Consider the following 12,197-nt stretch of genomic DNA (forward strand, 5'->3'; position numbering starts at 1 on the left):
TCCCGTCGCACAGTGTCCACCACCACTAGGGAGACCATGACAATGTCCGAGTCATTGCTCGACACCTATCCACACCGAATGGGCGGCCATTGCGGCTCCAGCGCGATGCGCGACTTGATGGAGTGGTCGGGACTAGGCTTCGACGGGCCACCGAACGAGGGTCTGGTGTTCGCTCTGGGCGGAGCACTCTCGCTCACGTATGTTCGCACCGACGCCCTCGTGCCGCCGTTGTATCTGGTAGGACGTGGTCCTGACTTCGAGATGGACCTCCCCCGCCGTCTCGGCGCTACGGTGGAGGTCCGGTCCACCGACGATCCCCAGCTAGGGTGGGATCTCGTCCGCGACGAACTCGACCGCGGCCGGCCCGCGCTCGTGTGGGCCGAAATTGCTGAATTGCCCTACCTGCGCGTTCAGTTGCGCATGAGTCGCCACGATATCGTCATAGTGGGCTACGACAGCGACGCAGAAATCGCTTACGTCGCAGACAACGATCGCGTCGAAATTCAACAGGTTCCCTTCGACGCGCTGGCGCGAGCCCGACGCTCGATGACCTTCCCCGAGCCGACCCGACATACGCTCTTCCGCATTGACTGGCCCGAGGCGCTACCGTCAATCGCCGTCGTGGCTGCGGAGGCGTTCGCGCAATCTGCGGCATGCATGCGCGCGCCCGCAGGATCCACGATCGCCGGCCCTGTCGAACACTCGGGGACACACGGAATAGACGCAGCCCTAGCACTATCCTCTGACGTGGTGCTCTGGCATGAGCTGCCCTCCGACGTGCTCGAAGTCCACCTATTCAGTCTTGGTGCATTCATCGAGAAGGCAGGTACGGGTGGTGGCCTGTTCCGACGACTACTCGCGTGTGGCTGCGACGAGATCGCCCGACTGACCGGCGATGCTGCAACCAGCGACCTTGCCAGAGATGCTCACCGAGCGGCTGCAGCATGGACATCAGTCGCTCAGGCGGCCGTACACAAGGGCTCGACCGCTGCTACCCGGCTCGACCACGTCATCGAGGCCGCGGCGGTTCTAACTGACACTGAGTCGAGCCTTGCCACCTCACTGGACTCCGCCGCCAGATCCCTAAGGTCCGCCGTTTAGAAGAACTGCCAGCACCGCATCGGTGAGTGGCTGGCCCTAGCCCGGCCCTTTCGCATCTGGATCGACTGAGGTGGGTCGCTACCGGAGTCCGACGGGGTGAACCACGAGATCGTGGGCATCAGTTCCTACGAGTTGATTCGGTCCTACTGGTCGCGCCAGACCTGGGGCCTGACTGGCTCGCCGGCTTCATCACCGGGGGCGACGTGATGACACTAGATCAGGTGGTAGACGACGAGTCGTTCGACCCGCCCATCCGACACTTGGACAAGTGCTCCTCGCGATAAGGAACACAGTTGTGATCAAATACTGAGGGCGGAGACTGGGGCGGCACCGTCTCTCGCGAGCGGGATCAGTCTAGTCCGAGGCGAGTGGCGAACGCGGGGTCGCCGAAGGGTCTGTCTCTGCGGAAGCGAACGCCCACTGTGGCCGCAGCGCCGTCAATGATCCCCCACGACGTCTGATAAAGGTGCGCGGAGAACAGGTCCTTGCTCATTCCATTGAGCCGACCGTGATCGATCCACCACTGGGTCGCTGATAGACCAGCCCCTAGGATAGAGGCCACTGCTACGGCGACGAGGGACTCGTCGGCGCCGACCTCTCGGAGGCCACGAGCGAACTCGTCAGAAATAATCTCCATTGCCGATCTCAGCTGATCTGCGGCCCCTCCCTCGCCGGACTCAGAGTACTGGAACATGTGATTCGTCATGAGGAAACGGACGACCGCCGGATGGTCGTCGACCAAGGATACGTATGCAGAGATCGCTGAACGGAAAAGCTCGTCAACGGAGCTGTCTTCCTGTCCGGAGAGCAGAGTTGACTGCGCTGACTCCCACATCATCGAACCCAGACGTGCTGCCACGGCGGAATAGAGCCCAGCTCTGTCACCGAAATGGCGGTAGAGCTTAGGTTTCGACGCACCTGCCTCTTCCGCAAAATCGTCCATGCTCACAGCATCGCCGAACTTTTCGATCGCGCGTATAGCCGCGTCGACGAGTTCAGCCTTAACGACAGCGCGGTGGTCGTCCCAACGCGTGCTTCGTGCGTCGCGCACACGACGCTGCACTTTCACCGGGGCCGCGGAGATTCGACGGACTACAGACATGGCCTCCTAGGTTATCAGGATGGACGACTCGTCGCGCCGGTGAGCACGTGGCGCCCGCGTGGCCGAGGCATTGGTTGATGAGACGAGCTTCAGGCGGATCTGTCTAACCTGGCCACAGCTGAATTGAAGTCTTCAACGGCCTCTAGGTTGGACATGTGACCGACCTTGTCGAGAAGAGTGAATTCAAATAGAACGCCCTGCCGACCCAGTCGCGCTGCGAGATCCACCGAATGGGCCGCCGGGGTCAGTCTGTCGGCATCGCCCACGATGACCGCCGCCGGCACTGTCAGCGAGTCAACACCCCTGCTGACGTCGATTGTCGCCAAAACCGCACCCCACATCCCCCGCACCTGTGGTGGGCATCGCAACACGATGTCGGCGCACTCATCGATTACCTCGACAGTCGCGCCCGGGCCCAGGGTTCCGTAACGAATCAGGCGGCGAGACAAACGCGTGTCCTGCATCTCGGGTCCCGCGACCGCAAGACTAGCCGCGAAGGCCCGTTCAAGTCTCGGTCGTAGCTGGCGGGGAACTTTGAGTAACGTTGACCGATCCACCAACTGTGATGGCCCGGTGCTTGCCAGTACTACTCCGCGGGCCAGCTCCGACACCGAGGCTGGGTACTCAGCTGCCCAGCTCATGATGGACATACCTCCCATGCTGTGTCCGACCACGACAGCCTTGTCGGTGGGAGTGGCTACCGCCCGAACTACGGCCTCCAAGTCATCGGCCAGAAGTCTCGCCGAGAACGGTACCCGGCCCCGGTCGCTCCACCCGTGTCCGCGTTGGTCGTAGACCACTACCCTATGCGTCGCCGCGAACTGTTCGATCTGTGGCCGCCAGAAACGCCCCTGACAGGCCCAGCCGTGACTAAAGACTAGAAGTGGAGCATCCCGGCCCGGGCCGAATTCCTGGGCGAACAACCTGGTTCCGTCGGAGGAGAGGACCTCGAGGTGCCGCGATCCTCGCGACTCGCTCGCTATCTCAGAGGTCATCGAAGCTCACCGTGACTGCATCCGTCAGCGGAAGTGCCTGACACGCAAGCCGTTCACCGTCGGCAATGTCATCTTCAACGAGGATGTGGTTTTGTGCCATTTCTACATCACCCTCAACCAGCTTGCATACGCACGCGCTGCAGGCCCCTTCTCGGCAGGAGTACGGGGCATTGTGACCTTGGGCCAATAGCACGTCGAGCAACGGAGTGTTGCGCGGCCACTCAGTCGTGATGGACTGCCCATTCAGATAGACCGTGGCGGTCGCCACACCATCGTCGTCACTGAGCTGACGCATCGTGGCTGTCTCGAATGGATCTCCGGTCAGTGACTGAAAGACTTCTCGATGTACCGAGGCGTGCTCGACACCGCAGGCCTCCGCCGACTTCTGAACCAGATCCATGAACGGCGCCGGACCACAGGTGTAGATCTGTGCACCGCGGTGCTCACGTATGGCGGATTCGACATCCTCAGGTGCCGGAATCCCCATAGCCGACTCCAACCAGTGGAAGACCGTGAAACGCTCGGGGAACTCGGAGGCGATCTGCGCCAGTTGGCCCTCGTACATGATCGACTCGGCATCGCGATTCGCGTAGAACAGTGTGACTTCGCCCCCGCCGCACACAAGCGCCGACTTAATCAGCGACAAGACCGGAGTGATCCCACTTCCTCCTGCAAAGAATAGAAAATCGACGTCGAGATTCTTAGCCGTGAAGTGCCCCGACGGCGGGAGGACGGTCAACTCCATTCCCGTCATCGCGTTGTCGCACAGCCAGTTCGATGCGTAACCGTTCTCCGTCCGCTTGATCCCGATCTCGAGACGGAAGTCCTCGACGTGAGGCGAGCTGCTCAACGAGTAGCATCGTGCGACATGACCGGTCCGATCAGATGGGATCTTCACGGTGATGAATTGCCCTGGGACATGCTTGAACTCCTCGACCATGGCATCGGGGATCTCGAACGAAATGGTGACGGAGTCTTTCGTTTCCTGGGTCACTTCTGAGACGCGCAAGGTGCGTGAGCGGGCTGCGGCAGCCGGACGTGCATCGGGTTCGACGGTCACTTGAGGATCCCCTGTCTACGTGCGACCGCGTAACCCGCCCGTGTCAGTGGCGCCGCGATGTCCTGGTAGCGGGGACCGATCACCCGTGCCACGAAGTCGAAACCGCGGGCGTCCGCACCGATCAACACTCGTGCCTTCTTCTTGTCCATACCTTTGAGGATTGTCGCCGCTGCTTTATCCGGGGTGCTTCGTGCGATCCTGTCGAACAGCGAGGCGACAGTCGCGGTGTCTGCCCCCATGGCGGAAACGCCTCGGGCATTGTTGACGATGTTGGTTTTTACACCCCCCGGGTGCACACATGTCACTGTGACCGGGTATCGACTGATTTTCATCTCCTGTCGGAGCGCCTCGGTGAAGCCTCTGACGCCGAATTTCGCGGCATTGTATGCGCTCTGGCTGGGGATTCCGATCAAGCCGAAGACGCTCGACGTGTTAATGAGATGTCCGTCCCCGGACGCGATCAGGTGAGGCAGAAACGCCTTCGACCCGTTAACGACTCCGCCAAAGTTGATGCCCATGAGCCAGTCGAAGTCTTCCCAGGTCATGTCGACCACGTCGACGCCCAAGGCCACGCCGGCGTTGTTGAACACCATGTCGACGTGGCCCGACTCTGACCGCACTCCGTCGGCATAGTCCTGAAACGCACTGCGGTCCGCAACGTCTAGTACGGCGGCGGTTACCGTCGCCGCATACGTGGTGCGGCAAAGTTCTGCAGTCTCCTTCAAGTGCATCTCATCAATGTCGGACAGTGCCAGTGCGGCACCTCGCTCCGCCAACTGGAGTGCCAGAGACCGACCGATCCCTGACGCGGCACCGGTGATCACTGCCACCTTGCCTGTGTAATCATGCCGGTCAGAATTGCTCACTGTCGTCTCACCATTTCTACGAATCGTGTCTCTCCGTGCGTTCGGGCTCAGGCGATGTCGTACTCGGCGGGGTCGAAATCTTTTGTGGCGCGCCAGTACTGCCATGTGAAGCCCGGCCACACGGTCCGGTTGACGCCCTGCGAGTCGAGATACCAACTCGTGCAGCCGCCGTTGGTCCACACTCCCTTGGCCAGCTTCCGCTGGATGTCGGTGTTGAACTGTTCTTGCACGGACGGGCGTACGTCAACCTTCTCAGCGCCTCGGCTTTCTACTGTGTCGATGGCCTTCATGATGTATTTGATCTGTTGCTCGATCATGAACACCACTGAGTTGTGGCCGAGGCCCGTGTTGGGTCCGAGGAGGAAAAACAGGTTGGGAAAACCCTCGGTCGTGATGCCCAGGTGCGTGTTAATCCCCGTCTGATGCCAGTGGGACGGGAGATCCTCGCCAGTGGCACCTTTCAGGGCGAGCTGATCGAAACCATCAGTCACGTGAAAACCGGTCGCATAAATAATTACGTCGATGAGGTGCTCGACGCCGTCTGAGGTGATGATGGAATCAGCGGTGACCCTCTCAATCCGATCGCTGATGACGGTGGTGTTGGGCGCCGCAAGTGCAGGGTAATAGTCGTTTGACCCCAGAATTCGCTTACAGCCGATGCGATATGACGGGGTCAGTTTCTTGCGTAGTGCCGGATCAGAGATGGAGCGTTCAATGTTCCACCGAGCGACCCGTTCGATTGGCCGCATAAGGTTGGAGTGACCGTTGAGGCCGAAGGCTAGGCTCTCCGCACCCCAGTACACCGACCACCTGGCGATACGACGTGCAATCGGGAGTCTGCTCAGAAGAGTCCGCAGGGCCGGCGGAACGGTGAAATTCTTGCGGGGTAGGACCCAGGCAGGGGTTCGCTGGAAGACCTTGAGGGACATGGCCTCCTTCTGTACGAACGGCACAAACTGGATAGCGCTGGCACCAGTGCCGATCACGGCGACACGCTTGCCCTCCAGATCCACCGAATGATCCCACTGTGCGGAGTGAAACGCTTCGCCTTTAAAGTCCTCAATCCCCGAAATTTCGGGAAAATTGGGGATATGCAGCGCACCGACTCCTGAAACTACGAACTGAGCAATGTACTCACGTCCGGACTCAGTACGCAGGTGCCACCGCGACTCTGACTCGCTCCAGTATCCGGAAACCAACTTCTGACCGAAATGAATCTTTTGTGTCACGCCGCGCTTGTCCGCGACGTCTTGTAGATACCGCTCAATTTCTGGTTGTGACGACCACACCTTCGACCAGCTACCTCGACTTTCGAATGAGTACGAGTACATCAGCGACGGGACGTCACATGCACAGCCCGGATAGGTATTGTCGCGCCAGGTTCCACCGACGGAGCTTGCCTTCTCCAGGATTAGAAAGTCGCTGTACCCGCGACGTCTTAGCTGTGCGGCCATCCCGAGACCAGAGAACCCGCTTCCGATGATCAGAATCTTGGTCGAAATCGGGTCGTCGGTTGAGTCGGTTTTGGCGGCGGCGCGCGAGGCGCGCCGGGTAGTTGAAGATGCCATGTTTATGCTTTCTCCCTCGTGGGTTCGTTGGCACAACACATCACCTGCGCACAGTGGCAGCGGGTGATCTGTTGAGGCGGAAGTGATCGCGAAGCCATCGAGAATGCTCCGCACAGGTCTAACTGATGTCGACCGTGACGGCTCGGCCGCGTGAACGGAGATCAGCGGAGATCGTCGGGAAGGCTCCGCGTCGCGCGCCACATGGCCATTGTGAACTTGCCTTCCAGCATTCCCGCCTCATGGAAGAACCGAATCATGGGCTCCGACATGAACTGCAGGTTGGTCCGATAGTTTGGGCTGGTTTGTTGTGCCCATACGCCACGCCAGCGGCTAATTCCCACTGCGGGGTACACTTTCGGATTAATGAGCAGCGGGTACGCCAGGTTCGCGATGACGGCAAGCACCCCTCGGTGCCAAGCGCGCGTCGCCTTACGTCGACGCTGCATGCCTTCGATCATCTCCAGTCGCGCAAAGGTAATGTGACGGGCTTCCTCGAGGACATGGATCTTCATGAGCTGGCGAAGCTGAGGCTGCATACTGGGGTCGTTCATCGCCTCGCGCTGGGCGCGGTCCAGGATTTCCTCGATCAGCAGCGTGGCTCCGGACACCGACGGTCCGAGCGGGACGAAATGCAGGATCTTTGCGAAGCTCAAGAAGCCCTTAGGGAGCTTGTAAGGGGGCACGCCTGTTTTGTTAATGAGGCGCGCGAACATAGTGGAATGGCGGGACTCATCGCCGATTTCTGTTAGCGCGTATAGGGACTTCTGATCGGTTAGGGCCCCCTTTGCCGACATGCGCAGGAGCGCCGAACTCAAGAGGTTCTCTGCGTAGATGCCGAAACTGAGGATGCTCACGATCTCGTGGCGTCCCAGCTCGCGACGCTGCTCCTCGGTCATCTTGTTCCATAGTTTGGTGCCGTATAGCGACACCCGGTGCTCTGGCAGAAAGTACTTGCCTTCCTCCCAGGGCGACTCCCAGTCGATGTCGATCTCCGCGTCGTAGAACTTCTCCGCGGAAGACCGCAACAGACGACCTGCAGATCGTTCCATGTCGACGGGCTTGCGCCCGTTCACCCGGGCCATGCCCTCCTGTGAAAAGTCGGGCTTGATATGGGCATCCTGCACGGTCATGTCTTCTCCTCGGTCGTTCAAGGCTGGGAGTCGGGGCCTGGCGCCCAGTACCCATTACTCGCAGTATCTGGTACTGCTAGTATCCACGAACCGCGTTATTTGTCAACGCTCAATGCGAAGAAGGTAGGGCTGCATGTCTGACGACCATGACCTCGACTACTCCGGCGAAGGAACCCTGGTGTGCCGCGGGACGGAGATCCATGTCGAAGCGAAGATCAAAGGCTATTTCCAGCCGCTGAACGGCCTCTACACCTGGTATGGCCGGATTCAGAAGAATGATGAGCTCGACGAGCTCCTGAAGGGCGCCCGCGCGATCGCTGTATTTACGACCCCCGAGGGCCGAGCGGAGTGTGTCGTCGGGGATCCCGACTTCTGGGGCCGATACCGCATCTCAGGTAAGAGCACCCCCCCATACCACCTGCCCACCACTCTCGAGGAGGTCGAAGACATGGCCGAGCACCACCGCAAGTGACAACCATCCACCGCCGCACGGACGTTCGCATAACGGGTGCGCACGATTGGGTCGCCCACTTCAGGTCGAGAGGAAATTTCACATGGTGAGTTCGTCTCCCATTCGAACCCGCCCGTCGAGAGGGGGCGAGAAACTCGGCGAATACAGTCCGACCCTTGAGCGGGTTGCATGGTTTACCCTCCGCCGCAAAGGGATTGTGACGCTGGTCTGGCTCGGCGCCGCCATCGGCTTAGGCCTTCTCTTTCCTCAACTGGAGTCAGTGATACGGGAACAATCTGTGGATCCGATCCCGGCCGGAGTCCCGTCTTTTCAGACCTTGGACCGTATGGGCGCCGCTTTCGACGAGCGCGGCGCCAAGACCACAGTATTCGTAGTGATGGAGAACAGTGCAGGCCTGTCCGACAACACCCGCGATCGATACCACGTGCTTGTCGACACCCTGCGGGCGGACGACAAGCACGTCATCGCCGTCCGAGACCTGCTGAGCGATCCTTTTACTGCGAGTCAGGCTCTCAGCAAAGACAAGCAAGCCTGGTATCTGCCCGTGGGAGTGACCGGCACACTCGGGGGACCCGATACCGCGGAGGCGGTCGCAGCGGTACGCGACACCGCGGAGAGAATCTTTCGCGACACTGAGACGAGAGTCCGTGTGACAGGCCCACCCGCGACATTTAGCGACCAACTCGCCGTGGGCGAGTCGGATCTGGTCCTGATCACTGTCGCCACCGTGCTGCTGATCGCCGTGATCCTCCTCGTCGTCTACCGTTCGGTGTTCACCGCGCTGATGCCGCTGCTTGTCGTGGGCATGAGTTTGGCCGTAGGTCGCGGAGTTCTATCTGGACTAGGCGAGCTGGGCATGCCGGTATCCCAGTTCACCTCGATGTTCATGACCGTCATCATCTTCGGTGCCGGAGTTGACTATTCGGTGTTCCTCATAAGCCGCTATCATGAGGGTATTCGAGCAGGCAACTCTCCTGATGCCGCTATTGCCCACGCGAATGCAACTATCGGCCGCGTGGTTCTCGCATCGGCGGGCACTGTGGCCCTAGCCTTCCTGGCTATGGCCTTCGCCAATCTCAGTGTGTTCAACACATTAGGTCCGGCCTGCGCAATCGCCATAGCATTCGCATTCTTGGCAACGGTTACATTGTTGCCCCCCGTGCTCTCCTTCGCCGCCAAGAGAGGTGCCGGCCTTCCCCGCCGTGACCTGACGCGGGATTACTGGAGAAGAGTCGGAGTCATGGTTATCCGGCGGCCGGTACCTCTGCTGGCGATCAGTGTGGTCGCGTTGATCGGCCTCGCCCTGGTAGCCGCAACAATTCAGATCACCTACGACGATCGCGAGGGGCAGCCAACTGACACAGGGAGCAACGAAGGCTACGCGCTGCTCAACCGCCACTTCCCGAAAGACATCATTATCTCGGAATTCTTGGTGGTGGAGTCCGAGAACGACATGCGCACGGCTCAAGGCCTTGCCGACCTCGACCAGTTGGCATCCCGCGTCGCGCAGATTCCCGGCGTGACCAGGGTCATTGGCGTGACGCGCCCGACCGGTGAGAAGCTACAGCAGGCGCAATTGTCTTGGCAGAACGATCAGATCGGTACCAAGATCACCGAGGAGACCGGAGATGTACAGGCCCGCAAGGGTGATCTGGCCGTCCTTAAGACCGGATCAGAGCAGCTAGCCGGAGGCCTGGCACAGCTAGAAGAGCAGATCTCCTCCAATCTCGCTCCGCTGTCGGGGTTGCTCGACGAGGTGTCGTCCTTTGGCCCACAACTCGACGAGTATCGGCCGTTGGTGAACCAGCTCGCGAGCGCTGCTCCAACGCTTCAGCAGTTCTCCCAGCAAGCGCCTGAGCTGTCTCAACTCGCCCGTCGGGCCCAGTCTGCGGCAGATGCGATCGCGCCGGCATTGTCCGCATTGGACGCTCCGTGGTGTCAGCAGATCGCGGAGTGCTCGGCACTGCGCGCGCAGACGGCCGACATCCGGGCACTCGCGGATGATCAGTCGCTCGCGAGGGTGGCTGACTTTACCGCGCAGCTCGGCCGCGTGAGTGCGCCAGGCTCTACCGACATGGCACAGCTTCAGCGTTCTTTTCAAACGCTGGATTCTGCACTACAGACGATCGGTGGGCAGAACCTCGGGAACAGGGTGTCGCAACTCGAGTCCGGCGTCGGCGTTCTCGCCGACGGCGCACGTCAGTTGTCGAATGGAGTCGGGGCTTTGGTGGACAGCAACCTTCAGTTACTCGGTGGACTGGCACAGGTCGCCGCACAGCTTCGGGCTCCTGCCCGCGAGGTCGGCGATTCTGATTCGGCAACCGGCTTCTATCTCCCCGCGGATGCGTTCAAGGACCAGCAGTTCAGTCAGGTCGCTCGACAGTTCATCTCGCCCGACGGGAAAACCGTGCGCTATGCGATACAGACCGCCTACGACCCATACTCTGCCGAGGCAATGAAGCTCGCGAACGAGCTGTCCAGCGTCGCCGAGAACGCAATGCCGAACACCACGCTGGAGGGCGGACGCGCTTCGGTCGCGGGCTTTCCTGCGATCAACGCCGACGTCCAGCGGCTGTTGTCGCACGATTTCAAACTGCTTGGCATTGCCACCCTTCTCATCGTGGGTCTGATTCTGATGCTGCTGCTGCGGGCCGTCGTTGCGCCGGTGTACCTTCTTGCAACCGTCGTCTTGAACTACATGGCGGCGCTCGGTATCGGTGTGCTTGTACTCCAACATATGTTCGGTGCCGGGATTGCCTGGCCAGCTCCACTGGTGTCATTCATTGTTTTGGTGGCGGTGGGCGCTGACTACAACATGTTGCTGGTCTCACGACTGAGAGAGGAGACGAGGGCGAGCGTGCGGGTTGGCGTAATGCGTACAGTCGCCTACACCGGGTCAGTGATCACCTCGGCCGGGTTGATCTTCGCAGCCAGCATGTTCGGGCTGATGGTCGGCTCCATCGATGTGATGGTGCAAATCGGGTTCATCATCGGTGTCGGTTTGCTGCTCGACACGTTCCTGGTGCGGACCTTAGTAGTCCCGGCACTAGCGGTGCTGCTGGGCACTGCAAGCTGGTGGCCGGGTGACATCGACCGCTTCCGGCGCGCCCTGGGACCATCGCAAAAGACACGCGGACGGACCCATGGGGATCTGACAAGCGTCGGTCCCTGAACTTCCCGACCATCCCGTCAACAGGTAAGGATCGGCATAGGGCATGACGCGGCACGGTCGCTCGTGATAGACGAATTGCGTCCGTACAACGCTAGACGGTATGGGTGACTCCACGGCGATGTGTTGGGGGTTGCGGGCCGGAGCCTCACGCACAGGGACTGAACGACCCGAGGTTTTGTGCCGCCTCCATTGTGGGCTGGTCCTCGGGCCGAGGCCAGAGTAGTGGAGCGTTTCGAACTCGGTCGGGGGGATCTGGCCGATACTCGAGTGCAGCCTGCTGTTGTTGTACCAGTCGACCCAACCAGCGGCCGCGAACTCGACGTCGGAGACGGTCTTGTACGGGCTGGAGTGGAAGATCGTGGTCCCGCTGTACGCCGGCGGCATGACGTTGCGCGATATCCAACACCATTTGGCCGCCACGATCGGCACCGATCTCTCGCACGAGACGATCTCCAAGATCTGCGACGAGGTCCTCGACGCGGTCGACGAATGGCAGAACCGGCCGCTGGAGCCGTTGTATCCCGTCATCTACCTTGATGCCCTGGTGGTGAACGTCAAAGACAGTTCTCATGTTCGAAACAAGCACGCCCACATCGCTATTGGCGTCGACATGGCCGGCGTCAAGCATGTGCTGGGAATCTGGATACAGGCCGAAGAAGGCGCCAAGTTCTGGGCCGGGGTGTGTGCGAATCTGGCCAACCGCGGCGTCAAGGACGTGCTGATCGTGTGCT

General features: G+C 60.5%; 9 protein-coding genes and 2 pseudogenes. 4 read left to right on the forward strand and 7 right to left on the reverse strand.

Annotation, left to right across the window (positions count from 1 at the left end; translation table 11 throughout):
- The first annotated feature begins 78 nt into the window (after positions 1 to 78).
- The gene (locus tag NWF34_RS24805) at positions 79 to 1,101 is read left to right on the forward strand and encodes a BtrH N-terminal domain-containing protein (protein ID WP_020169751.1); all 1,023 of its coding nucleotides are present in this window, start codon (positions 79 to 81) and stop codon (positions 1,099 to 1,101) included.
- Positions 1,102 to 1,450: 349 nt separating this feature from the next.
- Here NWF34_RS24805 and NWF34_RS24810 read toward each other — a convergent pair whose 3' ends face one another.
- The 6 genes from NWF34_RS24810 to NWF34_RS24835 all read right to left on the reverse strand — a co-directional run bounded on the left by NWF34_RS24810 (position 1,451) and on the right by NWF34_RS24835 (position 7,822).
- Complete coding sequence (locus NWF34_RS24810) at positions 1,451 to 2,203, reverse strand: TetR/AcrR family transcriptional regulator (protein ID WP_258326372.1); 753 nt, start codon at positions 2,201 to 2,203, stop codon at positions 1,451 to 1,453.
- An 89-nt stretch (positions 2,204 to 2,292) separates the two neighbouring features.
- On the reverse strand, positions 2,293 to 3,198 hold the full coding sequence (locus NWF34_RS24815; RefSeq protein ID WP_010844919.1) for an alpha/beta fold hydrolase: 906 nt from the start codon (positions 3,196 to 3,198) through the stop codon (positions 2,293 to 2,295).
- Positions 3,188 to 4,258: a ferredoxin--NADP reductase gene (locus NWF34_RS24820; RefSeq protein WP_005195189.1), complete on the reverse strand. Its 1,071-nt coding sequence runs from the start codon at positions 4,256 to 4,258 to the stop codon at positions 3,188 to 3,190. Before NWF34_RS24820 ends, NWF34_RS24815 begins: the two co-directional genes overlap by 11 nt.
- Positions 4,255 to 5,124, reverse strand: coding sequence for an SDR family oxidoreductase (locus NWF34_RS24825; protein ID WP_006369629.1), 870 nt, complete (start codon positions 5,122 to 5,124; stop codon positions 4,255 to 4,257). Before NWF34_RS24825 ends, NWF34_RS24820 begins: the two co-directional genes overlap by 4 nt.
- Before the next feature lie 47 nt (positions 5,125 to 5,171).
- Complete coding sequence (locus NWF34_RS24830) at positions 5,172 to 6,692, reverse strand: NAD(P)/FAD-dependent oxidoreductase (RefSeq protein WP_035718354.1); 1,521 nt, start codon at positions 6,690 to 6,692, stop codon at positions 5,172 to 5,174.
- Between the two features lie 161 nt (positions 6,693 to 6,853).
- Complete coding sequence (locus tag NWF34_RS24835; protein ID WP_005195186.1) at positions 6,854 to 7,822, reverse strand: diiron oxygenase; 969 nt, start codon at positions 7,820 to 7,822, stop codon at positions 6,854 to 6,856.
- 133 nt (positions 7,823 to 7,955) lie between these two features.
- Here NWF34_RS24835 and NWF34_RS24840 point away from each other — a divergent pair, with 133 nt between their 5' ends.
- Entirely contained in the window at positions 7,956 to 8,294 is a 339-nt protein-coding gene (locus tag NWF34_RS24840; protein ID WP_006902477.1) for a DUF4873 domain-containing protein, read from the forward strand.
- An 82-nt stretch (positions 8,295 to 8,376) separates the two neighbouring features.
- The gene (locus NWF34_RS24845) at positions 8,377 to 11,466 is read left to right on the forward strand and encodes an RND family transporter (RefSeq protein WP_258326373.1); all 3,090 of its coding nucleotides are present in this window, start codon (positions 8,377 to 8,379) and stop codon (positions 11,464 to 11,466) included.
- A 192-nt stretch (positions 11,467 to 11,658) separates the two neighbouring features.
- Here NWF34_RS24845 and NWF34_RS24850 read toward each other — a convergent pair.
- A pseudogene (locus NWF34_RS24850) lies at positions 11,659 to 11,829 on the reverse strand (integrase core domain-containing protein); the annotation flags it as partial.
- Between NWF34_RS24850 and NWF34_RS24855 the strand changes: the two are divergent.
- Positions 11,822 to 12,197 (forward strand): annotated as a pseudogene (locus tag NWF34_RS24855) (transposase); the annotation flags it as partial. The pseudogenes NWF34_RS24850 and NWF34_RS24855 overlap by 8 nt on opposite strands.

It is taken from the genome of Gordonia sp. GONU (genome assembly GCF_024733855.1).
Taxonomy (GTDB): Bacteria; Actinomycetota; Actinomycetes; order Mycobacteriales; family Mycobacteriaceae; genus Gordonia; species Gordonia amicalis.